The organism is Streptomyces caeni, assembly GCF_042678285.1.
In the GTDB taxonomy this organism is placed as follows: Bacteria; Actinomycetota; Actinomycetes; order Streptomycetales; family Streptomycetaceae; genus Streptomyces; species Streptomyces caeni.
The window spans coordinates 19,160-44,323 of the sequence record NZ_JBHUDX010000028.1 but is presented as its reverse complement, the minus strand read 5'-3'; the positions used below and the strand labels follow the sequence as shown (position 1 = coordinate 44,323).

Genomic DNA, 25,164 nt, shown 5'->3' with positions numbered 1-25,164 from the left:
TCGCGCCACCCGCACAGCCCCGAGCCGACCCCACCGGCCGGGGCTTTCTCATGCCCGCACCCTCTCCCGGGAGGCATCCGCCCATGGCCAACCCCCTGTCCGCCGACGCCCTCGTATCCGCCCTGCGCGCCGAAGGCGTCGCCGTCGTCGAGCACGACGGCTGGCGCACGCACAACCGCAACCTCAAGGGTCCCTGGGGCCCCGTGAACGGCGTGATCATCCACCACACCGTCTCCTCCGGCACCACCGCGTCCGTCTCCCTCTGCTACAGCGGCCACGCGGAGCTGCCCGGCCCGCTGTGCCACGGCGTGATCGCCAAGGACGGCACGGTCCACCTCGTCGGCAACGGCCGCGCCAACCACGCCGGCGGCGGCGATCCGTCGGTCCTCCAGGCAGTGATCACCGAGACGTACGGGGACCGGCCGCCGGCCCCGCACCAGCACGAGGGCAGCGCCGGCGCCGTCGACGGCAACGCCCGCTTCTACGGCTTCGAGTGCGTGAACCTCGGAGACGGCCACGATCCCTGGCCGGCCGAGCAGCTCGACGCCATCGAGCGGGTCGCGGCCGCGCTGTGCCGGGCGCACGGCTGGGGCGCCAAGTCCGTCATCGGGCACCTGGAGTGGTCCGACTGGAAGAGCGACCCGCGCGGCTTCTCCATGACCGGCATGCGCCGCCGGGTACAGGCGCGGCTCTCCACCGGCGCCGGCCGGCCCGTCCCCCCGCCGCCGAGCACCCCGCGCTACCAGCCGTTCCCCGGGGCCTCGTTCTTCAAGGCGGGCCCCCGGTCGCCGATCGTCACCGCGATGGGCCGACGCCTGGTGGCCGAGGGCTGCGGCCGCTACCGGGTCGGCCCGGGCCCCCACTGGACCGAGGCCGACCGTGAGTCGTACGCCGCCTGGCAGCGCAGACTCGGCTTCCGCGGCTCCGCCGCCGACGGCTGGCCGGGGCCCACGTCCTGGAACGCGCTGAAGGTCCCCCACAGCTCCTGAGAAACGAGGTCTCCCATGTCAGAGGCCGCCAAGCGGACCCTCCGCACCGTGCTGCAAACCGCTGTCGGCCTGTGTGTGCTGCTGCCGACGATCGCGGAGACCGCCGGGGTCCCGAAGACCCTTCCCTGGGTCGCCGGGGCCCTGGCCGCCGCCGGCGCCGTGACCAGGGTCATGGCGCTGCCCGGTGTCCAGGCACTGCTGCCCTCGTGGCTGCGCACGGACGCCCCGCCGAACGACGACGCCGCACTGCTGTCCCTCGCGGACGCGACCGCCGGACGGAGGGACGCGTGAACGAACCCTCGTCCCTGTCCGATCCGGCCGCCGTCGCCGTCGAACTGGAGCGGTTGCGCGGCACCGTCGAAGCCGGCTTCGCCCGGGTCGACGGGTCGCTCGCCCTGCTGGTGCAGCGCAGCGACCAGACCGACAAGCAGCTCGCCGACCACGAACAGCGGCTGGACGCGCTGGAACGCTCCCGCTGGCCGCTCGCCAGCATCGGCGTGCTGGCCACCGTGGCGACGGCGGTCGTCGCGGCCTGGGAGCTGACCGCTCGGTGAACACGCCGAAGGGCGGCCACCCCACATGGCAGGGGGTGACCGCCCTTGGGCTCAGGCTGCTCGCTTACTGGTTGTACGGACCGTAGTCGTAGTCCTCCAGCGGCACGGCCTGGCCGGAGCCCGTGCCGAACGGCGAGTAGTCGATGTCGTCGTAGCCGACGGCCGAGTACATCGCGGCCTTGGCCTCCTCGGTCGGCTCGACCCGGATGTTGCGGTAGCGGGACAGGCCCGTACCGGCCGGGATGAGCTTACCGATGATGACGTTCTCCTTGAGGCCGATCAGGGAGTCGGACTTGGCGTTGATCGCCGCGTCCGTGAGGACCCTGGTCGTCTCCTGGAAGGACGCCGCCGACAGCCACGACTCGGTCGCCAGCGAGGCCTTGGTGATACCCATCAGCTGCGGACGGCCGGAGGCCGGGTGACCGCCCTCCTGGACCACACGGCGGTTCTCCTGCTCGAACTTCGTGCGCTCGACCAGCTCGCCGGGCAGCAGCTCGGCGTCGCCGGACTCGATGATCGTCACACGGCGCAGCATCTGCCGGATGATGATCTCGATGTGCTTGTCGTGGATCGACACGCCCTGCGAGTTGTACACCTTCTGGACCTCGCCGACCAGGTGGACCTGGACGGCACGCTGGCCCAGGATGCGCAGCACGTCGTGCGGGTTGGTGGCACCCACGGTGAGCTTCTGGCCCACCGCGACGTGCTCGCCCTCGCTGACCAGGAGCCGGGCGCGCTTCGAGATCGGGTACGCGCTCTCGTCGCTGCCGTCGTCCGGCGTGACGACGATCTTCTTGGTCTTCTCGGTCTCCTCGATCCGGACACGGCCGGAGGCCTCGGAGATCGGGGCGACACCCTTCGGGGTACGGGCCTCGAAGAGCTCGACGACACGCGGCAGACCCTGGGTGATGTCGTCACCGGCCACACCACCGGTGTGGAAGGTACGCATCGTCAGCTGGGTGCCGGGCTCACCGATGGACTGGGCGGCGATGATGCCGACCGCCTCGCCGATGTCGACCAGCTTGCCGGTGGCCAGCGAACGGCCGTAGCACATGGCGCAGGTGCCGACCGCGGACTCGCAGGTCAGGACCGAGCGGGTCTTGACCTCCCCGACGCCCTGGAGGATCAGCTCGTCGATGAGCACGTCGCCCAGGTCGGTGCCGGCCGGGGCCAGCACCCTGCCGTCGACCACGATGTCCTCGGCGAGGCAGCGCGCGTACACGGACGTCTCGACGTTCTCCGCCTTGCGCAGCACGCCGTCGGCGCCGCGGTCCGCGATGAGCAGCTTGAGGCCGCGGTCGGTGCCGCAGTCCTCCTCGCGAATGATGACGTCCTGGGAGACGTCGACCAGACGGCGGGTGAGGTAACCCGAGTCGGCGGTACGCAGAGCGGTGTCCGCCAGACCCTTACGGGCACCGTGCGTGGAGATGAAGTACTCCAGCACGGACAGACCCTCACGGAACGACGCCTTGATCGGACGCGGGATCGTCTCGTTCTTCGCGTTGGACACCAGACCGCGCATGCCCGCGATCTGGCGCATCTGCATCATGTTCCCTCGCGCGCCCGAGTTCACCATCATGAAGATCGGGTTCGTCTTCGGGAAGTTGTCGTTCATCGCCTCGGCGACCTCGTTGGTCGCCTTGGTCCAGATGGCGATGAGCTCCTGGGTGCGCTCGTCCTTGGTGATCAGACCGCGCTCGTACTGCTTCTGGACCTTCTCGTCCTGCGCCTCGTAGCCGCGGACGATCTCCTTCTTCGCCTCGGGGACGACAACGTCGGAGATGGCGACCGTGACGCCGGAACGGGTGGCCCAGTAGAAGCCGGCCGCCTTCAGGTTGTCGAGCGTCGCCGCCACGATGACCTTCGGGTAGCGCTCGGCGAGGTCGTTGACGATCTCGGAGAGCTGCTTCTTGCCGACCTCGTAGTCGACGAACGGGTAGTCCTCGGGCAGCAGCTCGTTGAAGAGCGCACGGCCCAGCGTGGTGCGCAGCCGGAAGCTGTCACCCTGCTGCCACTCGGGCTCGCCCTCCTCCCGGGCCGGCGGGGTCCAGCCGCGCGGCGGGATGGTGCCCACCGGGAAGCGGATGTCCACGCGCGACTGCAGGGAGAGCTCGCCGGCGTCGAACGCCATGATCGCCTCGGCCACGGACGCGAAGGAGCGGTCCTCGCCCTTCACGTTCCGCATCTCGCCGTCCGTGGTCAGGAAGAACAGACCGAGGACCATGTCCTGGGTCGGCATCGTGACCGGACGGCCGTCGGCCGGCTTGAGGATGTTGTTCGAGGACAGCATCAGGATGCGGGCCTCGGCCTGCGCCTCCGCGGACAGCGGCAGGTGCACGGCCATCTGGTCGCCGTCGAAGTCCGCGTTGAACGCGGTGCACACGAGCGGGTGGATCTGGATGGCCTTGCCCTCGACCAGCTGCGGCTCGAAGGCCTGGATGCCCAGGCGGTGCAGGGTGGGCGCACGGTTCAGCAGCACCGGGTGCTCGGCGATGACCTCTTCGAGGACGTCGTACACGACGGTGCGGCCGCGCTCGACCATGCGCTTGGCCGACTTGATGTTCTGCGCGTGGTTCAGGTCGACCAGGCGCTTCATCACGAACGGCTTGAACAGCTCCAGCGCCATCGCCTTCGGCAGACCGCACTGGTGCAGCTTCAGCTGCGGACCGACGACGATCACGGAACGCGCCGAGTAGTCGACACGCTTGCCGAGCAGGTTCTGGCGGAAGCGGCCCTGCTTGCCCTTCAGCATGTCGCTGAGGGACTTCAGCGGACGGTTGCCGGGGCCCGTGACCGGGCGGCCGCGCCGGCCGTTGTCGAAGAGGGCGTCAACGGCCTCCTGAAGCATGCGCTTCTCGTTGTTGACGATGATCTCCGGGGCACCGAGGTCCAGGAGCCTCTTCAGACGGTTGTTGCGGTTGATGACACGGCGGTACAGGTCGTTCAGGTCGGAGGTCGCGAAGCGGCCACCGTCCAGCTGCACCATCGGACGCAGGTCCGGCGGGATGACCGGGACGCAGTCCAGGACCATGCCCTTGGGGCTGTTGGAGGTCTGCAGGAACGCGGAGACGACCTTCAGCCGCTTGAGGGCACGGGTCTTCTTCTGGCCCTTGCCGGTGCGGATGATCTCGCGGAGCCGCTCGGCCTCCTCCTCCAGGTCGAAGGACTCCAGGCGCTTCTGCAGCGCCGCGGCACCCATCGAGCCGTCGAAGTACGTGCCGAAGCGGTCACGCAGCTCGCGGTACAGCAGCTCGTCGCCCTCGAGGTCCTGGACCTTGAGGTTCTTGAACCGGGTCCACACCTCGTCGAGGCGGTCGATCTCGCGCTGTGCGCGGTCACGCAGCTGCTTCATCTCACGCTCGGCGCCCTCGCGCACCTTGCGGCGCACATCGGCCTTGGCGCCCTCGGCCTCCAGCTCGGCCAGGTCGGCCTCGAGCTTCTTGGCGCGGGCCTCCAGGTCGGCGTCGCGACGGTTCTCGACCTGCTGCCGCTCCACGGAGACGTGCGCCTCCAGGGAGGGCAGGTCACGCGTGCGGCGCTCCTCGTCGACGTACGTGATCATGTACGCCGCGAAGTAGATCACCTTCTCCAGGTCCTTCGGGGCGAGGTCGAGCAGGTAGCCCAGCCTCGACGGAACGCCCTTGAAGTACCAGATGTGCGTGACGGGGGCGGCCAGCTCGATGTGGCCCATCCGCTCACGGCGCACCTTCGCGCGCGTGACCTCGACGCCACAGCGCTCGCAGATGATGCCCTTGAAGCGGACGCGCTTGTACTTGCCGCAGTAGCACTCCCAGTCCCGGGTGGGGCCGAAGATCTTCTCGCAGAAGAGGCCGTCCTTCTCGGGCTTGAGGGTGCGGTAGTTGATGGTCTCGGGCTTCTTGACCTCGCCGTGGCTCCACTGGCGGATGTCGTCAGCGGTGGCCAGGCCGATCCGGAGCTCGTCGAAGAAGTTGACGTCGAGCACTATGCGTCAATCCCTCTCAGGGTTGTGAGTCTTTGGTCTGATACGGGGGCCTGGGGGTCGGCGGGCCCTGCTGGTGCAAGGCCCGCCGGACTCCCGTCAGACCTCTTCGACGCTGCTCGGCTCGCGCCGGGACAGGTCGATGCCGAGCTCCTCCGCAGCGCGGAAGACGTCCTCGTCGGTGTCACGCATCTCGATGGACATACCGTCGCTGGACAGCACCTCCACATTCAGGCACAGGGACTGCATCTCCTTGATGAGCACCTTGAAGGACTCGGGGATGCCGGGTTCGGGGATGTTCTCGCCCTTGACGATGGCCTCGTAGACCTTCACGCGGCCGGTGACGTCGTCGGACTTGATGGTCAGCAGCTCCTGGAGGGCGTAGGCGGCGCCGTACGCCTCGAGCGCCCACACCTCCATCTCGCCGAACCGCTGGCCACCGAACTGGGCCTTACCACCGAGCGGCTGCTGGGTGATCATCGAGTACGGGCCGGTCGAGCGGGCGTGCAGCTTGTCGTCGACCAGGTGGTGCAGCTTCAGGATGTACATGTAGCCGACCGAGATCGGCTCCGGGAACGGCTCACCGCTACGGCCGTCGAACAGCCGGGCCTTGCCGGACGGGAGCACCATGCGGTCGCCGTCGCGGTTCGGGATGGTGTGCTCCAGCAGACCGGCCAGCTCGTCCTCGCGGGCACCGTCGAAGACCGGCGTCGCCACGTTGGTGCGCGGCTCCACCTGGTCGGCGCTGATGGCCTGCAGGCGCTGCGCCCACTCGTCGGCGAGCCCTGAGACGTCCCAGCCCTGGCTGGCGAGCCAGCCGAGGTGGATCTCCAGGACCTGTCCCGGGTTCATCCGGGACGGCACACCCAGCGGGTTGAGGATGATGTCGACCGGGGTGCCGTCCTCCAGGAACGGCATGTCCTCGATCGGCAGGATCTTCGAGATGACGCCCTTGTTGCCGTGGCGGCCGGCGAGCTTGTCACCGTCGGTGATCTTGCGCTTCTGGGCCACGTAGACGCGGACCAGCTGGTTCACGCCCGGCGGCAGCTCGTCGCCCTCCTCGCGGTCGAAGACGCGCACGCCGATGACCTTGCCGGTCTCGCCGTGCGGCACCTTCAGCGAGGTGTCACGGACCTCACGGGCCTTCTCACCGAAGATCGCGCGCAGCAGACGCTCCTCGGGGGTCAGCTCGGTCTCACCCTTCGGGGTGACCTTGCCGACGAGGATGTCACCGGCGATGACCTCGGCACCGATGCGGATGATGCCGCGCTCGTCGAGGTCGGCGAGGACCTCCTCGGAGACGTTCGGGATGTCCCGGGTGATCTCCTCGGGGCCGAGCTTGGTGTCACGGGCGTCGACCTCGTGCTCCTCGATGTGGATCGAGGAGAGGACGTCGTCCTGCACGAGGCGCTGCGACAGGATGATCGCGTCCTCGTAGTTGTGGCCCTCCCACGGCATGAACGCCACGAGCAGGTTCTTGCCGAGCGCCATCTCGCCGTTCTGGGTGGCCGGACCGTCGGCGAGGACCTGGCCCTCGACGATCCGGTCGCCCTCGTTGACGACGACCTTCTGGTTGACCGAGGTGCCCTGGTTGGAGCGGGCGAACTTGGCCAGGCGGTACGTGATGTACGTGCCGTCGTCGTTGGCGGTGGTGATGTAGTCCGCGGAGACCTCCTGGACCACACCGGCCTTCTCGGCCTTGACGACGTCGCCGGCGTCGACGGCGGAGCGGTACTCCATGCCGGTGCCGACGAGCGGGGCCTCCGACTGGATCAGCGGAACGGCCTGGCGCATCATGTTCGCGCCCATGAGGGCACGGTTGGCGTCGTCGTGCTCCAGGAACGGGATCATGGCGGTCGCGACCGACACCATCTGGCGCGGCGAGACGTCCATGTAGTCCACGTCCTCGGGGGCGACGTAGTCGACCTCGCCGCCACGGCGGCGCACCAGGACGCGGGCCTCGGCGAACCGGAGGTCCTCGGTCAGCGGCGCGTTGGCCTGGGCGATGACGAACCGGTCCTCCTCGTCGGCCGTGAGGTAGTGGACCTCTTCGGTGACGACACCGTTCTCGTCGACCTTGCGGTACGGGGTCTCGACGAAACCGAACGCGTTCACGCGGCCGTAGGTGGCGAGCGAGCCGATCAGACCGATGTTCGGGCCTTCGGGCGTCTCGATCGGGCACATGCGGCCGTAGTGCGAGGGGTGCACGTCACGGACCTCGAAGCCGGCCCGCTCACGGGACAGACCACCCGGGCCGAGCGCGGACAGGCGCCGCTTGTGCGTCAGTCCGGACAGCGGGTTGTTCTGGTCCATGAACTGGGACAGCTGGCTGGTGCCGAAGAACTCCTTGATGGAGGCGACGACCGGCCGGATGTTGATCAGGGTCTGCGGCGTGATCGCCTCGACGTCCTGGGTGGTCATGCGCTCGCGCACGACGCGCTCCATACGGGCCAGACCCGTGCGGACCTGGTTCTGGATGAGCTCGCCGACGCTGCGCAGGCGGCGGTTACCGAAGTGGTCGATGTCGTCGGTCTCGACGACGACCGTCTCGCCGTTGTCAGCGACCGTCTCGGTCTCGCCCGCGTGCAGCTTCACCAGGTACTTGATCGTCGCGATGATGTCCTCGACGGTCAGGATGCCCGCGTCCAGCGGGGTGTCCGTACCCAGCTTCTTGTTGACCTTGTAGCGGCCGACCTTCGCCAGGTCGTAGCGCTTCGGGTTGAAGTAGAGGTTCTCCAGCAGCGTCTGCGCGGCCTCGCGCGTGGGGGGCTCGCCCGGGCGCAGCTTGCGGTAGATGTCGAGCAGCGCGTCGTCCTGGCCCTGGGTGTGGTCCTTCTCCAGGGTGGCGCGCATGGACTCGTAGTCGCCGAACTCCTCGAGGATCTGCTCGGTCGTCCAGCCGAGCGCCTTCAGCAGCACGGTGACGGACTGCTTGCGCTTGCGGTCGATGCGCACACCGACCATGTCGCGCTTGTCGATCTCCATCTCCAGCCAGGCACCGCGGGACGGGATGATCTTGGCGGAGAAGATGTCCTTGTCGGACGTCTTGTCGATGGTGGAGTCGAAGTAGACACCGGGGGAACGGACCAGCTGGGACACCACGACACGCTCGGTGCCGTTGATGACGAAGGTGCCCTTGTTCGTCATGAGCGGGAAGTCGCCCATGAAGACCGTCTGGGACTTGATCTCGCCGGTCTCGTTGTTGGTGAACTCGGCCGTGACGAAGAGGGGCGCGGCGTAGGTGAAGTCGCGCTCCTTGCACTCGTCGATCGAGTTCTTCGGCGGCTCGAAGCGGTGGTCGCGGAACGTCAGCGACATCGACCCGGAGAAGTCCTCGATCGGGGAGATCTCCTCGAAGATCTCCTCAAGACCGGACTTGGTGGGGACGTCCTGACCTGACTCCAGAGCCTCCTCGACGCGAGCCTTCCACGCGTCGTTGCCGAGCAGCCAGTCGAAGCTCTCGGTTTGCAGCGCGAGAAGGTTCGGAACCTCGAGGGGCTCCTTGATCTTTGCAAAGGAGATGCGCAGCGGGGCGGTGCTGGCGCCGTTGTTCGTATTCGCGGTCGAGGCAGTGCGCGAGGCGGCCAAGAGGGGGTCCTTCCGAGGGCTCGGACTCACTACGCGCGTACCGGCCCCCACCGGGCACAGAGATGGAAGTCCCAGGTCGGAGACTCTTCATCGTCGATGCTCAAGTGAGGGGCGTGTCTCCTGGTGACGGGCAGGAGGCAGCTAACAGGCAGCGCAAAGGGTCAGTGTAGCCACTTGGCACACTGATGTCCAGTGCGGGTTTGCAGGCTCACGACGGAGTCCTTCGTTGTCCCTCAACACCTGCGGCAAGCCACGCCCTCGATGCACATCGATACTGCCCTCTTCGTCGCCGATCCATGCCTCGGATCCGGATCGTTGTGACGACGCGTCCTGAGAATTGCGCGCTGCGTGCAGTTCGTCAAGGCCCCCCTTGCCCGAACCGGGTGCTGCCATCGTCACTTGCAACCTGTCACCGGGGCCCTCGGAGGCACGACGAAGATCACCATACTCCCCGCGGCGACAGGCGCAAGGCAGCCGCCGTCCGACCCCCCGGAACGCCGAAGAGCGACCACCCGGATGGATGATCGCTCTTCGCCGCGTTCGCGTTACAGCCCTACGGGTGAGCCGCGTCCGGAAACCCATGGGGTCCCCATCCGGCGTCCGGGTGAACTGTGGGCGGCGCTCACGAAGGGGCCGTACGGGGCGTGCCGCCCCGTACGGCCCCGTGGGTCACGTCGGACCCGTGAGTCCGCTGCGGACCCCGCGGAGGTCTTACTTGACCTCGACGGAGGCGCCGGCGCCCTTGAGGGACTCGGCGGCCTTCTCCGCGGCCTCCTTGTTGACCTTCTCCAGGACCGGCTTCGGGGCGCCGTCCACCAGGTCCTTGGCCTCCTTCAGGCCGAGGGAGGTCAGCTCGCGCACGACCTTGATGACCTGGATCTTCTTGTCGCCGGCGCCGGTGAGGATGACGTCGAACTCGTCCTTCTCCTCCTCGGCCTCGGCGGCCGGGGCACCCGGGACACCGGCGGCGGCCATGGCGACCGGGGCGGCGGCGGTGACGTCGAACTTCGTCTCGAACGCCTTCACGAACTCGGAGAGCTCGATGAGGGTCATTTCCTCGAACTGCGCGAGCAGGTCTTCCTGGCTGAGCTTCGCCATGACGGGCGATCCTTCCACTCATTCGGCTGGTGCCGTGTGTACATGTCGGCGGGCGTGTGCCTGGCGGCATTACTGCGTAGACGTACGGCCCGCGGCGACCGCCGCGTCAGGCGGCGGTCAATGTGCGAGCCGAGTTACTCGGCACCGCCCTGCTCGGCCTGCTTGGCGCGCAGCGCGTCCACGGTGCGGACGAGCTTCGACGGGAGCGCCTGGAAGAGCGCGGCAGCCTGGGACTGCTTGCCCTTCATGGCGCCCGCCAGCTTGGCGAGCAGAACCTCGCGGGACTCGAGGTCCGCAAGCTTCTTGATCTCGTCGGCGGACAGCGCCTTGCCGTCAAGGACACCGCCCTTGATGACGAGATTCGGGTTGTCCTTGGCGAAGTCGCGCAGACCCTTCGCCGACTCCACCGGGTCACCGGTGACGAAGGCGACCGCCGTCGGACCGTTGAACAGGTCGTCCAGCGTCGTGATCCCGGCCTCGTTGGCCGCAATCTTGGTCAGCGTGTTCTTCACCACGGCGTACTGGGCGTTCTCACCGAGCGACCGGCGCAGGTTCTTCAGCTGCGCCACGGTGAGACCGCGGTACTCGGTCAGCACGGCGGCGCTGGAGCTGCGGAACTTGTCCGTCAGTTCGGCAACCGCGGCAGCCTTGTCGGGCCTCGCCATAGAGCCTCGGCCTCCTTCCGGGTGATTCGGACCGCGCGGACCCGAAGGAGGACTGGGAAAGACGAAACGCCCCGGCGCAGGCGCACGGGGCGGACTCGACCGGTCGCACGCACGAGGGACGCACGCACTCCGGGAGCTCTTCCACTGTCACCTGCGCGGGTCGTCCGCAGTTCAGCGGATCCTTCGGCCACCGCGCCCTCGAACGAGCGCACGGCAACGACCAGCGGTCTTTGGCTTCTGTTGGAGAGTACGGGAACGGATCGCCGTCAGGCAAATCCGTTCCCGGGCACTCAGCCCTGTGCGGCGTCCTTCATCATGTCGCCGAGGTCGACCGTGTCCTCGGCGGGCGGGGCGGTGACCGTCACCGGCTTGTTGAAGTCGAGGAAGGTGATGGTCATGTCGAGCCGGCCCTCAGGGGTGTCGCTGCGCATCCGGAACTGCTTGGTGTGGCTGGCGCCGTCCATCCACATGTCCATCGTGATCGTGTCGGCGCCCATCTTCTCGTACTGGTCGATGCTCTTCTCCCGCCGCTCACGGGTCGCCCTGTCCTTGCCCTTGAGGGAGGCGCGCAGGTCGGCGAGGGTGAGCGTGCCCTCGTAGTGCGTCGTCCGCACGCCGTCGACGGTCTCGGTGCCGAGCTTCTTCACGTTCTTGGAGGCGGTGAGGAAGGTGGACTCCTGGGCCGGGTTCTGGTCGGCCCGGCCGGCACCGAGCTGGTCGCCGTTCAGCTGCTTGTCCGCGCCCAGGGCGGACATGTCGAACTTGACCCAGCTCTTGCCGTCCATCTCCTTGGCCATCCGGGCGCCTCCGCCGACGTACATCGCCTTGCCGACGAGGCGGATCTCGACCGGACCGTCGACGGCCTGGTCCTCGGCCGTCATCTTCATGCTCATGGCGAGCGGCTTCACGCTCATCACGGCCTCGCCGCCGACCCGGCCCGCGCCCGGGACCGTGCCCTTCATCCGGTAGTGAACGGACGTGACGGCGTCCGCGTTCTTCGCGGCCACGGCCACGGCCGCGGCGGGCGTCATCCGCGGCTCCCGCGCGGCACCCTTCGAACAGGCGACCGTTCCCCCGCCCAGGAGCAGGGCCGTGAGCACCGCGCCCGCCGCTCCCCGCTCCACCGCGCCACGCACGGCACTCTTCATGATTCCCCCCAAGGAACACATGGACGATTCACAGCAAGGCCGCGAGCGTACCCCGTCCGGGGCGTGCGGGGCCCGCGATTTCCCTGGGGTAGCTGGGCGCCGCCGCCGGGCCACGGGGCCCGCGCCGCCCTACGGGCTCCGGGTGCCCATCAGCTCCGTGAAGTCGGCGGTGTCCTCCGCCGGCGGCCGGTTCGCCGAGACCTTCACCCCGTAGTCGCGGTAGTACGCCGTCGAAAACATCCGCCCGCTCGCCAGCTCGCCCCGCTCCACCTTCTTGACCAGCAGGTCGTGGTCGTCGACCCACAGGTCGACGGTCTCCGTGGTGACCCCGGCCTGCTGCAGCTGCTCCCTGAGGGCGGTGGCGTACCGACCGGTCAGGGCCGCGGGGACGACCGTGCCCGAGTAGTGCGTGGTGCGCCGGCCGCGCACCGTCTCCTCCCCGACCCGGCGCACGTCCCCGGAGGCGAGCAGCAGCCTGACCGGCTGGAGCGGGGCGGTGCTGCGCAACTGGTCCTTCAGCTGCGCGCCCGAGCCGCCGGGGAGGGCCGCCAGGTCGTCGTAGGCGTACCTGATCCAGTGCCTGCCGTGCAGCCGGCGGGCGAACGCGTCGCCGACCTTCGCGTAGTAGGCGTCGGGCAGCAGCCTGGCCTCCATGGACGTGCTGTTCAGCTGGTGCATGGTCTCGGCGAGGCGGCCGCCGGTGCAGGTGATGCGGAGGGTGCCGAGCGAGCCGTCGGCCCAGCCGAGCGTGCCGTCCGTCGTCAGGGAGAGCAACCCGCCCATGGCCGTCGAGGACTCGATCCGCGCCGAGCCCGCCCCGGTGGTGGCCTTCTCGACAGCGTGCAGGGCGGCCGCCGACCGGGCGTCGGCACGGCCGGCACGGCCGCCGGAGGGCTGCGCCTGGCCCTTGCCGGAGTCGGTGTCGCCGGAGGAGGTGCACGCCGCCACCGTGCACAGCGCGACGACCGCCGCGACAGGCAGGATCCCCCGCCTCACGACCCTGTCCCTCATCCGTTCCCCCTCGTGCGCTCGGTGATCTTCACGCTAACTCCGACGCGGGGGAAACGGCACGCACCCTCCCCCGGAACGGCGTGCGCGTCCGTCCCGGGGAACACCGACGGGCCCCGCACCTCGGAAGGTGCGGGGCCCGTCGTCGGCTGCGCGTGCCCGCGGCTGCCGTCGGTGTCAGACGGCGGCCGGGTCCTCCTCGACGAGGAGGTTGCGGGTGCGGTTCGGGTCGACCGGGATGCCGGGACCCATCGTGGTGGTGATGGCGGCCTTCTTGATGTAGCGGCCCTTGGCGGCGGACGGCTTCAGACGGAGGATCTCCTCCAGCGCCGCACCGTAGTTCTCCACCAGCTTCGTGTCGTCGAAGGACGTCTTGCCGATGATGAAGTGCAGGTTCGAGTGCTTGTCGACGCGGAACTCGATCTTGCCGCCCTTGATGTCGTTGACGGCCTTGACCACGTCCGGGGTCACGGTGCCGGTCTTCGGGTTCGGCATCAGACCACGGGGACCGAGCACGCGGCCGAGGCGGCCGACCTTGCCCATGAGGTCCGGGGTGGCGACGACGGCGTCGAAGTCCAGGCGGCCCTTCGACACCTCGTCGATCAGTTCGTCGGCGCCGACGATGTCGGCGCCCGCGGCACGAGCGGCCTCGGCACGGTCACCGGTCGCGAAGACCAGGACCCGGGCGGTCTTACCGGTGCCGTGCGGGAGGTTCACGGTGCCACGGACCATCTGGTCGGCCTTGCGCGGGTCGACGCCCAGACGGAAGGCGACCTCGACGGTGCCGTCGAACTTGGTCGTGGAGGTCTCCTTGGCGAGACGGACGGCCTCGAGCGGGGCGTAGAGCTTCTCCCGGTCGACCTTGGCGTCCGCAGCGCGGAGAGCCTTGCTGCGCTTGCTCACAACTGCTCCTGTGTGTTCTGAAGGAGTCGTGGTACGGGCCGAGCAGGCCCTGCCACGTGCGGCCGTGACGGCCGCATGGTTCTACGAAGGCGGGGTTCAGCCCTCGACCGTGACGCCCATGGAACGGGCGGTACCGGCGATGATCTTCGCGGCCGCGTCCAGGTCGTTGGCGTTGAGGTCGGGCATCTTGGTCTGGGCGATCTCACGGACCTGCGCCTCGGTGATCTTGGCGACCTTGGTCTTGTGCGGCTCGCCGGAGCCCTTCTCGATGCCGGCGGCCTTGAGGATCATCTTCGCGGCCGGCGGCGTCTTGGTGATGAAGGTGAAGGAGCGGTCCTCATAGACCGTGATCTCCACCGGGATGACCCAGCCGCGCTGCGACTCGGTCGCGGCGTTGTAGGCCTTGCAGAACTCCATGATGTTGACGCCGTGCTGACCCAGCGCCGGGCCGACCGGCGGGGCCGGGTTGGCGGCGCCGGCCTGGATCTGGAGCTTGATGAGCCCCGTGACCTTCTTCTTCTTGGGAGGCATTCCGGGTCCTCTCCCGTTTCCGTTTCGTTTTCCTGGTGCCCGAGGGCGTGGAAGTGCCCGAAGGCAACCGCACAACCCTAACGGGAATCCCTGTGCGGCCAAAAACCGGGCAGGTCAGACGAGCTGTGACAGCCCGTCTGACCTGACCCGGAGGCTTTCGCGCCAGAAGGTGATCAGTTCTTCTGGATCTGGTCGAAGCTCAGCTCGACCGGCGTCTCGCGGCCGAAGATCTCCACGAGGCCCTTGACCTTCTTGGAGTCGGCGTTGATCTCGTTGATGGTCGCCTGCAGCGTGGCGAACGGACCGTCGGTGACGGTGACCGAGTCGCCGACCTCGAAGTCCAGCACCTGGACCTCGACCTTGCGCTGCGGCGCGGGCTTGCCCTCGGCCTCGGCGGCCTCACGGGCGGCCTTCTCCTCGGCCTCCGGGGCGAGCATCTTGACGACCTCGTCCAGGGACAGCGGGTAGGGGTCGTAGGCGTTGCCCACGAAGCCCGTGACGCCGGGGGTGTTGCGGACGACGCCCCAGGACTCGTTCGTCAGGTCCATACGGACGAGGACGTAACCGGGCAGCTTGTTCTGCTTGACGGTCTTCCGCTCGCCGTTCTTGATCTGGACGATCTCTTCCTCGGGGACCTCGGCCTGGTAGATGTAGTCCTCGACGTTCAGCGTGACGGCACGCTGCTCCAGGTTGGCCTTCACTCGCTTCTCGTAGCCGGCGTAGGTGTGGATCACGTACCACTCGCCGGGCAGGGCGCGCAGCTCCTCGCGGAGCTTCTCGACCGGATCGAGCACGGGCCCCTCTTCGTCGGCTTCGTCGGCCTCTTCGTCGGCCTCTTCCTCGGACTCGGCGGCCGCGTCCTCGTCCACGGTGTGCATGGCGGCCTCCTCGGCCGGCTCACCCGCGGCGGCTTCGGCAGCCTCGGCCTCGTCGACCTCGTCCGCGCCCTCGACGATGTCCAGCTCGTCGTCCACGGACTCGGCGGCCTCCCCGCGAGGCTCCATGGCGTCGTTCAGGTTCGGGTCAGACACGGTGGCTGCTTCTTCCTGGATACATAGGGGTGGAACACGCGAAAGGGACGCCGGGCACCTCGGCGTCCTTCGCTCTCGGCTCAGCCGAAGACGTACTTGGCGGCGTGGTTGAGCCCATAGTCAATCAAGGTCACCAGGGCGATCATGATCGCAACGAAGAAGATCACCACGGTGGTGTAGGAGGTCAGCTGGTTACGCGTCGGCCAGACGACCTTGCGGAGCTCCGCGATGATCTGGCGGTAGAAGAGGGCAAGGCGCTTCAGCGGACCCTTCTTGGCCCGCTTGCCACCCTTGCGGGACTTCTTCTTCGACTCCTGCACCTCGTCCTGGGCATCAGGCATGTCGATGGAGCCCACGGCGTCCGTCACTCGTCCTCACCTGATTCCCGGGTCGTGGCCGTGCCGCGCCCGGTGGAGCCGCACGGCGGTGCAATACGTACGTACTGTGCGCACACTTCCTGGTGGGGAGTGTGTAGCAGGGCCGGAGGGACTTGAACCCCCAACCGCTGGTTTTGGAGACCAGTGCTCTACCAATTGAGCTACGACCCTTTGTGTGTACCCCAACGTACCGCATCCGACCGGGTGCTCGGTGTGCACCGGCACGGTCACGGCCGCTGGAGGCCAACGAGGTGAGAGTGTACGTGGTCCACGGCCGGGCGTCGAACAGAAAGTGCCCGTAAGGGCTTTGCCCCTGGAAGATCGGCCAGACCGCCGCCCGGATCCGGACGAATGTCCGGGGGACCACCGTGTCCCGCCCGGCCCGCTGCCTTCTGGGTCGTGAACGGCCGAACACATGTGCCCGGCCACCCACGCCTCGCCGCACTCCTGCCCACCGCCGGCGGCATGCCGCACCGGACACGCCCGGTGGCACCGGCCCGGGAGGCACCGGCCGGCGGGCCCACAGGGGAAACCGGGGTGTCGGAGCGGTTTCCGGTCTGAAACGATGGGCCCATGAGCGCTGCAACCCCTCCCACCGAGCGCCGGGTCTCCGCCCGGATCGGCGCGATCTCCGAGTCCGCCACCCTCGCCGTGGACGCCAAGGCCAAGGCCCTCAAGGCCGCCGGGCGCCCGGTGATCGGCTTCGGCGCCGGTGAGCCCGACTTCCCGACGCCGGACTACATCGTCGAAGCGGCCGTCGAGGCATGCAAGAACCCGAAGTACCACCGCTACACGCCGGCCGGTGGTCTGCCCGAGCTGAAGAGCGCGATCGCCGCGAAGACGCTGCGTGACTCCGGCTACGAGGTGGACGCCTCCCAGGTCGTCGTCACCAACGGCGGCAAGCAGGCCATCTACGAGGCGTTCGCCGCGATCCTCGACCCGGGCGACGAGGTGATCGTCCCGGCCCCGTACTGGACGACGTATCCGGAGTCGATCCGGCTGGCCGGCGGTGTCCCGGTGGAGGTCGTCGCGGACGAGACGACCGGCTACCGCGTCTCCGTCGAGCAGCTGGAAGCGGCCCGCACGGAAAAGACCAAGGTCCTCCTGTTCGTCTCCCCCTCGAACCCGACCGGCGCGGTCTACAGCGCGGCCGAGACCGAGGCGATCGGCCGCTGGGCGGTCGAGCACGGCCTGTGGGTGCTGACGGACGAGATCTACGAGCACCTGGTGTACGGCGACGCCGCCTTCACCTCGCTGCCCACGATCGTGCCGGAGCTGCGCGACAAGTGCATCGTGGTCAACGGCGTCGCGAAGACGTACGCGATGACCGGCTGGCGCGTGGGGTGGATCATCGGCCCGAAGGACGTGGTGAAGGCGGCCACGAACCTGCAGTCGCACGCGACGTCGAACGTGGCCAACGTCTCCCAGGCGGCGGCGCTGGCGGCCGTCTCCGGCGGCCTGGAGGCCGTCGCGAAGATGCGCGAGGCGTTCGACCGCCGCCGCCGGACGATCGTGCGGATGCTGAACGAGATCGACGGTGTCGTCTGCCCGGAGCCGGAGGGCGCGTTCTACGCCTACCCGTCGGTGAAGGCGCTGATCGGCAAGGAGATCCGCGGCAAGCGCCCGCAGAACACGGTGGAGCTGGCCGCGCTGATCCTGGAGGAGGCCGAGGTCGCGGTGGTGCCGGGCGAGGCGTTCGGTACGCCGGGGTATCTGCGGCTGTCGTACGCACTGGGTGACGAGGACCTGGTCGAGGGCGTGAGCCGGATCCAGAAGCTGCTGGCGGAAGCCCGGGACTGACACGTACGGCGCACAGGCGGGCCTCCGGTGGGACCGGGGGCCCGCTTGTGCGTTCGGGCACGCGCCCGTTCGGTGAACTCGCTGCCTGTCCAGGATTTCTACGGCAGGATCCTGGGGTGACTCCGCCCCCACGGGCTTCCCGCTCGGCTGACACCCAGCGGCGGACAAGCCCTGCCCGGCACGTCTCGGCACGGAGCGGAGCCTAGCGCATACGGAGAGTTGATGGAGACGGTTCGAGACGTCCGGGTGCTGCCGAAGGCCCATCTGCACCTGCACTTCACCGGGTCGATGCGGCCCACCACCCTGCTGGAGCTGGCCGACAAGTACGGCGTACGGCTGCCCGAGGCACTGAGCGAGGCGCTGGTCAGCGGGGAGCCCCCGAAGCTGCGGGCGACGGACGAACGGGGCTGGTTCCGCTTCCAGCGGTTGTACGACGCGGCGCGTTCGTGCCTCAGGGAGCCGGAGGACATCCAGCGACTGGTGCGGGAGGCCGCGCAGGAGGATCTCAGGGACGGCTCGGGGTGGCTGGAGATCCAGGTGGACCCGACGTCGTACGCGCCGCGCCTGGGCGGTCTGATCCCGGCACTGGAGATCATCCTGGACGCGGTGGAGTCGGCGATGCGGGAGACGGGCCTCGGGATCCGGGTCCTGGTCGCCGCCAACCGCATGAGGCACCCGCTGGACGCGCGCACGCTGGCGCGCCTGGCGGTGCGCTACCAGGACCGCGGCGTGGTGGGCTTCGGGCTGTCGAACGACGAGCGGCGGGGCATGGCCCGCGACTTCGACCGGGCGTTCGCGATCGCGCGCGACGGGGGGTTGCTGTCGGCACCGCACGGCGGCGAGCTGACGGGGCCGTCGTCGGTGCACGACTGCCTGGACGACCTGGTCGCGGACCGCGTGGGCCACGGGGTGCGCGCGGCGGAGGACCCCCGCCTGCTCGGGCGGCTCGCGGAACGGGGCGTGACGTGCGAGGTGTGCCCGGCGTCCAACGTCGCACTCGGCGTCTACGAGAAGCCGGAGGACGTTCCGCTCAGGACGCTGTTCGAGGCGGGCGTGCCGCTGGCCCTGGGCGCCGACGACCCGCTGCTGTTCGGCTCCCGGCTGACGGCCCAGTACGAGATCGCCCGCCGCCACCACGACTTCACGGACGCGGAACTGGCTGAACTGGCACGACAGTCGCTGCGGGCCTCGGCGGCACCGAAGGACGTGAAGGAGAAGCTGCTGGCGGGCGTCGACGACTGGCTCGACGGCCCGACCGCCTGAAGCCCCGCCCCCGGCGGCACAGCCCGGTCCCCGAAGGGCCCGGCGGTCCCGTCAGGAGGGGCCGGGGGCCACGGCGATACCGCCCAGCAGCGTCCGCGCCAGGCGTCGTGCGAAGTCGTCCACGGGCGGGCACGTGCCCGGCTCCGCCGCCTCGTAGGCGAACGCCCGCTGCGCGCAGGCGCCCAGCAGGAGCGAGGCCGCGGCGAAGGTGTCGGTGTCGGCACGGACCCGCCCGGCGGCCTGCTCCGCACGCAGGTACGTGTCGAGCAGACGGATCGGCAGGTGCGGCCCCGATCCCATCTGCCGCATCGCCTCGTCGTGCCGCCGCTTCAACTGGGTCTCGGCGTACAGCGACGCGGCGATCGGAAAGCTCTGCTCGTAGAAGAGGGCGGCCTGGCGGGCGATCTCGGTGAGGTTCTCCTCCAGGGTGCGCCGGCCGGGCTCGGCCGCGAGGCTGCTCAGCAGCGGGCCGAGCCGGGGCAGCCGCTCCGCGAGGACCTGGATGAACAGTTCCTCCTTGCTCGCGAAGTACTTGTAGAGGGCGGCCTCGGAACAGCCCGCGGCCTTGGCTATCTCCTTGGTCGTGGCGCGGGCGAGTCCCACCGTGAGCATCAGCTCGTGTGCCGCGTCGAGGATGCGGAGCCGGGCGGGCCGATGCCGCGCCGTCCTCTGCCGCGCCGCCTCCTGCTGCGCCCCTGAGTGCTGCATGGCCCAAGGATTCCACGGTCTGTTCCTGCGGGCTTGACGGGTGGGTGAGTGCTTGCCCACCCTGGATGGGTGGTGGGTGAGTGAACACTCACCCACCATCGGGGTGGATCAGCGGGGGAGACGGAGACATGCCATGAAGCTCACCGTTTTCGGTGCCACCGGCGGCATCGGCCAGGAGATCGTCCGGCAGGCCCTCACGGCCGGCCACCAGGTCACCGCCGTCGCGCGGGATCCCGCACGCTTCACCGTGACCGGCGCGGGCCTGGAGGTGTTCCGTGCGGACCTGGGCGACTTCGCCGCCCTGCGCCCGGCGGTCGCCGGCCGGGACGCGGTCCTGTCGGGACTCGGCGCGCGCAGCCGCAAGGACGCCGGGGTGGCCACCCGGCTGACCCGAACGGTGCTGGGTGCCCTGGAGGCGGAGGGGGTCCGCCGGCTGCTCGTGGTCAGCGCGAGCCCGGTCGGCCCCGAGCCGGAGGGCGCCGGGGCGCTGGACCGCGCCGTCTGCGGGCTCCTCTCGGCGGCCCTCAAGGACGTCTACGCCGATCTGAGGGAGATGGAGGCGGAACTCGCCCGCAGCGCCACGGACTGGACGGTGGTGCGCCCGCCGCGCCTGCAGAACAAGCCGCCCACCGGCTCTTACCGCACGGTCGTGGGCGGCTTCCCACCGAGGGGCCGCTTCATCGCGCGCGCCGATGTCGCCCACGCGATGCTGGCGATGGTGGACGACCCGGGGACGGTGAAACAGGGGGTGGGGGTGGCCTATTAGCCGAATACCGGATTCGCCCGGGATCACCCGGAGTCGTCCGGGTCGTCCGAGAGTCGCCTCGCCGGGTCGCCGGGTCGTCCGAGAGTCGCCTCGCCGGGTCGCCGGGTCGTCCGGAGGGGCGCCTCAGAGGCTCACGCCCACCGTCACCGGCTCGTTGACCAGGGTGATCCCGAACGCCTCGCGAACTCCCGCCACGACCTCGCGGGCCAGAGCGAGCAGGTCCTCGGTGGTGGCGCCGCCGCGGTTGGTCAGGGCGAGGGTGTGCTTGGTGGAGATACGGGCGGGTCCGTCTCCGTACCCCTTGGTGAAGCCCGCCTTGTCGATCAGCCAGGCCGCGGAGGTCTTGGTGCGGCCGTCGCCCGCCGCGTACGCGGGCGGCTCCACGTCCTCGCCCAGCCGCTGCCTCACCCGCGCGCGGAACGCGGCGAACTCCGCGTCCGTGAGGATCGGGTTGGTGAAGAAGGAGCCCGCCGACCAGGTGTCGTGGTCCTCCGGGTCCAGCACCATGCCCTTCCCGGTGCGCAGCTTCAGGACGGCCTCACGGGCGGCGGCCAGCGGCACGCGGTCACCGGGCTCGACGCCGAGGGCGCGGGCCGTCTCGGCGTACCTGAGGGGGCCGGACAGCCCCTGGGCGTCCTCCAGCGCGAAGCGGACGCGCAGCACCACATGGCGCTCGGGATCGGCCTTGAAGCGACTGTGGCGGTACGAGAAGTCGCACTCGGCGCCCGGGATCGTGACCGTCTCGCACGTCCTGCGGTCGTATGCGATCACTTCCGTGATCGTGGCGGAGACCTCCTGGCCGTACGCCCCGACGTTCTGGATCGGGGTCGCGCCCGCGGAGCCGGGGATTCCGGCGAGGCACTCGATGCCGGCGAGCCCGGCTTCGACGGCGCGGGCGACGGCGTCGGTCCACACCTCCCCGGCGGCCAGCTCCAGCCGTGTCCCGTCGAGGGAGAAGCCCTCGGTCGCGATGCGCAGGGCGGTGCCGTCGAAGCCTTTGTCGCCGATGACGAGGTTGGATCCGCCGCCGATGAGCAGCAGCGGCGTACCGGAGGCGTCGGCTTCGCGGACGGCGGCGACCACCTCCGCGTCGGTGGTGGCCGTGATCAGGCGGGTGGCGGGGCCGCCCAGCCGGAAGGTGGTCAGCGGGGCGAGCGGGGCGTCGTGGAGTTCCTGCACGCGCCAAGACTACGAGACGCCACCGACGGCCCCGCATCGCGCGACGACGGCCCCGCCGGAGGACCGGCGGGGCCGTCGTCACCGCAGAGCGGGCGGTGGCCGGGCAGGAGAGCGGTGGGGCGGTGGTTCAGGGAGCGGTCGTCTCCAGAGCGGTCGTCTCCGGGACCGGGGCCGGCCGCGTGACGGTGACCGAGGAGGCGGTACGCCGGCGGGCGGGGATCAACAGGGCCGCGAGGCCGGCCAGCGCCACCACCGCGAAGCCGGTCACCAGCGCGGGCCGCAGGCCGTCGACGAAGGTCCGCGCGGTCTCGTAACCGCCCTGTGCCGAGAAGATCGACGACATGACCGCGATCCCGAGCGCACCGCCGACCTCCCGCAGGGCGTTGTTCGCGCCCGAGGCGATGCCCTGCTCATGGGGCCGGACGCTGGACATGACCAGGTTGGAGGCCGGGGCGAAGTAGAGGGACATCCCGATGCCACTGATGATCAGGGCGGGCAGCTGAACCGTGTACGAGGCGTCGGCGCCGACCACGACGGCGTAGTACGCGAGCCCGGCGGCCTGCAGGAACAGCCCGGCCGCGACGACCGGACGCCCTCCGACGCGGTCGGAAAGATAACCGGCGATCGGGGCCACCAGCATGGGCATGCCGGTCCAGGGCAGCATCCGCAGGCCCGCCTGGGTCGGCGAGTATCCGAGGACACCCTGCATGTACTGGCTGAGCAGGAAGATCGAACCGAACATCCCCAGGAACATCAGCAGGCTCGCGGCGTTGATCCCGGAGAAGGCCCGGGAGCGGAACAGTCGCATGGGAAGCATCGGGCTGCGGCCGCGGATGCCGTGGTGGACGAAGCCGACGAGCAGCGCGGTGCCCGCGAACAGACCGGTCAGCACGAGGGAGCCGCTCCAGCCGTCCACCGGGCCACGCACCAGCCCGTACACGATCCCGAAGAGTCCCCCGCTGACGAGCAGGGTGCCGGGGACGTCGAGCGGGGCGCCGGTGCCGTACGACTCGGTGAGGCGGAGGCGGGCCAGCGGCAGCACGGCGAGACCCAGCGGGACGTTCAGCCAGAAGATCCAGTGCCAGGACACGTGCTCGGTGAGGCTGCCGCCGATGAGGGGTCCGGACGCTACGGCGAGCCCGTTGACGGCGCCCCAGATCCCGTACGCCATGCCGCGCTTCTCCGCCGGGACCGCGGCTGTCAGCAGGGTGAGCGTCAGGGGCATCATGACGGCCGCGCCGACGCCCTGCACCGCGCGGGCCGCGATGAGGGAATCGATGCCGGGCGCCATGGCCGCTGCGGCCGACGCGCCCGTGAAGACGGCCAGGCCGGCGAGGAAGAGACGCCTGCGGCCGAACCGGTCACCGAGGGCCGCGCCGAACATGAGCAGGACCGCGAAGGTGAGCGTGTAAGCGCTCACGGTCCACTCCAGGTCGTCCAGGGCTCCCCCGAGGTCCTTGCGGATGGAGGGCAGGGCCGTGGTGACGACCAGGTTGTCCAGGGCCGCCATGAATCCGGCCACACTGGTGATCACGAGGGCCCAGGCCGCTCCCCCGCGACGTGCTGTCTGCTGCTGTGACATCGCTTTCCCCCAGAAGGTTGATGGCGCTCGCCGGTTGATGGCGCTCGTCGAGTCGTCGGCTTGCCGGCTGACGACCTTCGCCGGTTGTGGCAGTGGTGACACCTGCCGGTTAGTTATCAATGACTAACTTTGGGAGGCATGAAACGGCCGCCGCCGCGAAGCCCACTCGATCACCCGGCCTCGCCCTTCTCCAGCCGGCCCGTGAGCCGGGCCGACGGGTACATCCCCTCCCAGACCCGGTGCTCCGCCGGAAACCCCATGGCCGAGAGGGTGTTGACCAGCATGCCGTAGGCCATGAAGGTCGTGGTCTCGCCCACGTCGGCCCCCAGCGGCAGGTGCACCGCCTCCCACAGCCTCATCCAGCCGGCCCGAACGGCCTCGCCGAACTCGTGGTCGCCCTCCGCCTCGACGGCCGCCACGGCGATGTACGTCTGCATCTGCATCTGGAGCTTCTCGGGATGCTCCGCGATCAGCCGCATGTACGCCCGGGCCATGGCGTGCAGGGCCTCCTCGCCCTCCAGCCCCTCGGCCGCCCCCTCGAACACCAGGCGCGTCTCCTCCACGCACCGCAGCGAGGCGGCGGTGAAGATCGCCTTCTTGCCCGGGAAGAGCCGGAAGAGATACGGCTGCGACACGCCCACACGCTTGGCGATCGCCTCGGTGGACGTTCCGTAGTAGCCCTTCTGCGCGAACTCGGCGATCGCCGCGCGGATGACGCTCTCGCGCCTCTCCGCTGCGCTCATCCTGACCATGCGAGCCAAGTTAGTGTTCAATCACTAACTACGTCAAGGCGCAGCGAAGACCCTACTCGTCGTCTGCCGGGCGCCCGGCAGACGACGAGCGACGGGCGACGGGCGACGGGCGGCGTAAGGGGCGTCCGCCAGGCGGACGCCCCTTACCGGGCCCGTGGCCGAGGGTGGCCTGACAGGCGGGCAGCGCACCGGGAGGCCGGGGTTCCTCCGGTCAGGCCAGCCGTACGACCGCTCGCGACATGCCCAGCACCTTCTGACCGGCGCTCATCGCCGTGAGGTCGACACGAACGGTCCGGTCGTCGAGCTTCGCCGCCACTTTGCCGCCGACCTCGATGAGGGCGCCCTGGTCGTCGTCGGGGACGACGACGGGCTTGATGAAGCGGACGCCGTACTCGACGACCGCGCCCGGGTCGCCCACCCAGTCGGTCACCACACGGATCGCCTCGGCCATGGTGAACATGCCGTGCGCGATGACGTCCGGCAGGCCCACCTCCTTGGCGAACCTCTCGTTCCAGTGGATCGGGTTGAAGTCCCCGGATGCGCCGGCGTACCGCACGAGCGTGGCTCGGCTGACGGGGAACGTCTGTGCCGGCAACTCGGTACCGACCTCGACGGCGTCGTACGCGATCTTCGCGGTCATCGGGTTCACGCCTCCTCTTCCGGCGCCCGGGCCACGAGCTTGGTCCAGGCGGTCACCACGCGCTCACCGGCCTCGTCGCGGACCTCGCCGCGGATGTCCACGACGTCGTTGCCGGCCAGGGACTTGATCGACTCGATGGCCGAGGTGACGCTCAGCCGGTCGCCGGCCCGGACCGGGCGGGCATAGCTGAACCTCTGGTCGCCGTGCACCACCCGGCTGTAGTCCAGCCCCAGTTGAGGATCCTCGACGACCTGCGCCGCGGCCTTGAAGGTGATCGCGAAGACGAAGGTCGGCGGGGCGATCACATCGGAGTGACCGAGCGCCTTGGCGGCCTCCGGGTCCGTGTAGGCCGGGTTGGCGTCTCCGATCGCCTCCGCGAACTCGCGGATCTTCTCCCGGCCGACCTCGTACGGGTCGGTGGGCGGGTAGGACCGCCCCACGAAGGACTGGTCGAGCGCCATGGGCTCGGCACCTCCTGGTTGTTCACGGGTTTGCCTCACGAGGCCGCCGACGCCGCGGCGGCGGGCTCTCCGTTCGGCTGACGTGTCCGACGCGGCGGGTCCGGTCGGTGCGACCGGCACGGCGTCACCGGTCGCAGCGACCGATTCTCCATCCGATGTG

General features: G+C 69.5%; 22 protein-coding genes and 1 tRNA gene. 6 read left to right on the top strand and 17 right to left on the bottom strand.

Going from position 1 to position 25,164, the window contains the following annotated elements; genetic code table 11:
* Positions 1-83: 83 nt before the first annotated feature.
* From ACFSL4_RS11820 to ACFSL4_RS11810, 3 genes are read left to right on the top strand one after another with little or no spacing between them, the layout of a single operon-like run.
* Positions 84-989, top strand: a complete 906-nt coding sequence (locus tag ACFSL4_RS11820; RefSeq protein ID WP_381081417.1) for a peptidoglycan-binding protein — start codon at positions 84-86, stop codon at positions 987-989.
* Between the two features lie 15 nt (positions 990-1,004).
* A complete protein-coding gene (locus ACFSL4_RS11815; protein WP_381081415.1) occupies positions 1,005-1,280 on the top strand; it encodes a hypothetical protein in 276 nt (91 codons plus the stop codon).
* Positions 1,277-1,543, top strand: a complete 267-nt coding sequence (locus tag ACFSL4_RS11810) for a hypothetical protein (protein ID WP_381081413.1) — start codon at positions 1,277-1,279, stop codon at positions 1,541-1,543. The genes ACFSL4_RS11815 and ACFSL4_RS11810 overlap by 4 nt, the downstream gene beginning before the upstream one ends.
* A 64-nt stretch (positions 1,544-1,607) precedes the next feature.
* On the opposite strand, the gene ACFSL4_RS11805 is transcribed toward ACFSL4_RS11810, so the two are convergent.
* From ACFSL4_RS11805 to ACFSL4_RS11755, 11 genes are all read right to left on the bottom strand, one after another.
* Complete coding sequence (locus ACFSL4_RS11805) at positions 1,608-5,507, bottom strand: DNA-directed RNA polymerase subunit beta' (protein WP_381081411.1); 3,900 nt, start codon at positions 5,505-5,507, stop codon at positions 1,608-1,610.
* A 96-nt stretch (positions 5,508-5,603) separates the two neighbouring features.
* Positions 5,604-9,092 carry a DNA-directed RNA polymerase subunit beta gene (gene rpoB, locus ACFSL4_RS11800; protein WP_381081409.1) on the bottom strand — a complete coding sequence of 1,163 codons (3,489 nt, stop codon included), beginning with the start codon at positions 9,090-9,092 and terminating at the stop codon, positions 5,604-5,606.
* A gap of 711 nt (positions 9,093-9,803) precedes the next feature.
* Positions 9,804-10,190 (bottom strand): 50S ribosomal protein L7/L12, encoded by a 387-nt coding sequence (rplL, locus tag ACFSL4_RS11795; RefSeq protein WP_381081407.1) that lies wholly within the window; start codon positions 10,188-10,190, stop codon positions 9,804-9,806.
* 134 nt (positions 10,191-10,324) lie between these two features.
* Positions 10,325-10,855, bottom strand: a complete 531-nt coding sequence (gene rplJ, locus ACFSL4_RS11790; RefSeq protein ID WP_381081405.1) for a 50S ribosomal protein L10 — start codon at positions 10,853-10,855, stop codon at positions 10,325-10,327.
* 290 nt (positions 10,856-11,145) lie between these two features.
* A complete protein-coding gene (locus tag ACFSL4_RS11785) occupies positions 11,146-12,003 on the bottom strand; it encodes an SCO4651 family lipoprotein (protein WP_381081403.1) in 858 nt (285 codons plus the stop codon).
* Between the two features lie 129 nt (positions 12,004-12,132).
* Complete coding sequence (locus ACFSL4_RS11780; protein WP_381081401.1) at positions 12,133-13,014, bottom strand: SCO4651 family lipoprotein; 882 nt, start codon at positions 13,012-13,014, stop codon at positions 12,133-12,135.
* A 174-nt stretch (positions 13,015-13,188) separates the two neighbouring features.
* Positions 13,189-13,914: a 50S ribosomal protein L1 gene (rplA, locus tag ACFSL4_RS11775; RefSeq protein WP_381081399.1), complete on the bottom strand. Its 726-nt coding sequence runs from the start codon at positions 13,912-13,914 to the stop codon at positions 13,189-13,191.
* 96 nt (positions 13,915-14,010) lie between these two features.
* Entirely contained in the window at positions 14,011-14,445 is a 435-nt protein-coding gene (rplK, locus tag ACFSL4_RS11770; protein ID WP_030345386.1) for a 50S ribosomal protein L11, read from the bottom strand.
* Positions 14,446-14,618: 173 nt separating this feature from the next.
* Positions 14,619-15,476: a transcription termination/antitermination protein NusG gene (gene nusG / locus ACFSL4_RS11765; RefSeq protein WP_381081397.1), complete on the bottom strand. Its 858-nt coding sequence runs from the start codon at positions 15,474-15,476 to the stop codon at positions 14,619-14,621.
* Between the two features lie 80 nt (positions 15,477-15,556).
* Positions 15,557-15,844, bottom strand: a complete 288-nt coding sequence (secE, locus tag ACFSL4_RS11760; protein ID WP_381081395.1) for a preprotein translocase subunit SecE — start codon at positions 15,842-15,844, stop codon at positions 15,557-15,559.
* 107 nt (positions 15,845-15,951) lie between these two features.
* A tRNA-Trp gene (locus tag ACFSL4_RS11755) sits at positions 15,952-16,024 on the bottom strand.
* A 402-nt stretch (positions 16,025-16,426) separates the two neighbouring features.
* Here ACFSL4_RS11755 and ACFSL4_RS11750 point away from each other — a divergent pair.
* Together ACFSL4_RS11750 and ACFSL4_RS11745 are read left to right on the top strand one after the other, a co-directional pair.
* Complete coding sequence (locus tag ACFSL4_RS11750; protein WP_381081393.1) at positions 16,427-17,653, top strand: pyridoxal phosphate-dependent aminotransferase; 1,227 nt, start codon at positions 16,427-16,429, stop codon at positions 17,651-17,653.
* A 222-nt stretch (positions 17,654-17,875) separates the two neighbouring features.
* Complete coding sequence (locus tag ACFSL4_RS11745; RefSeq protein ID WP_381081391.1) at positions 17,876-18,916, top strand: adenosine deaminase; 1,041 nt, start codon at positions 17,876-17,878, stop codon at positions 18,914-18,916.
* A 51-nt stretch (positions 18,917-18,967) separates the two neighbouring features.
* On the opposite strand, the gene ACFSL4_RS11740 is transcribed toward ACFSL4_RS11745, so the two are convergent.
* Positions 18,968-19,624 carry a TetR/AcrR family transcriptional regulator gene (locus ACFSL4_RS11740; RefSeq protein ID WP_381081389.1) on the bottom strand — a complete coding sequence of 219 codons (657 nt, stop codon included), beginning with the start codon at positions 19,622-19,624 and terminating at the stop codon, positions 18,968-18,970.
* A 133-nt stretch (positions 19,625-19,757) separates the two neighbouring features.
* Here ACFSL4_RS11740 and ACFSL4_RS11735 point away from each other — a divergent pair, with 133 nt between their 5' ends.
* A complete protein-coding gene (locus ACFSL4_RS11735) occupies positions 19,758-20,390 on the top strand; it encodes an NAD(P)-dependent oxidoreductase (protein ID WP_381081387.1) in 633 nt (210 codons plus the stop codon).
* Between the two features lie 123 nt (positions 20,391-20,513).
* Here the strand turns inward: ACFSL4_RS11735 and ACFSL4_RS11730 are convergent, their stop codons facing one another.
* The 5 genes from ACFSL4_RS11730 to ACFSL4_RS11710 form a co-directional block, all read right to left on the bottom strand.
* Positions 20,514-21,569, bottom strand: coding sequence for a UDP-N-acetylmuramate dehydrogenase (locus ACFSL4_RS11730; RefSeq protein ID WP_381081385.1), 1,056 nt, complete (start codon positions 21,567-21,569; stop codon positions 20,514-20,516).
* A 127-nt stretch (positions 21,570-21,696) separates the two neighbouring features.
* Positions 21,697-23,151 (bottom strand): MFS transporter, encoded by a 1,455-nt coding sequence (locus ACFSL4_RS11725; RefSeq protein ID WP_381081383.1) that lies wholly within the window; start codon positions 23,149-23,151, stop codon positions 21,697-21,699.
* Between the two features lie 170 nt (positions 23,152-23,321).
* Positions 23,322-23,903 (bottom strand): TetR/AcrR family transcriptional regulator, encoded by a 582-nt coding sequence (locus ACFSL4_RS11720; protein WP_381081381.1) that lies wholly within the window; start codon positions 23,901-23,903, stop codon positions 23,322-23,324.
* A 211-nt stretch (positions 23,904-24,114) separates the two neighbouring features.
* A complete protein-coding gene (locus ACFSL4_RS11715) occupies positions 24,115-24,543 on the bottom strand; it encodes a MaoC family dehydratase (RefSeq protein ID WP_381081379.1) in 429 nt (142 codons plus the stop codon).
* Positions 24,544-24,548: 5 nt separating this feature from the next.
* The gene (locus ACFSL4_RS11710; RefSeq protein ID WP_381081377.1) at positions 24,549-25,004 is read right to left on the bottom strand and encodes an FAS1-like dehydratase domain-containing protein; all 456 of its coding nucleotides are present in this window, start codon (positions 25,002-25,004) and stop codon (positions 24,549-24,551) included.
* Between the last annotated feature and the right edge of the window lie 160 nt (positions 25,005-25,164).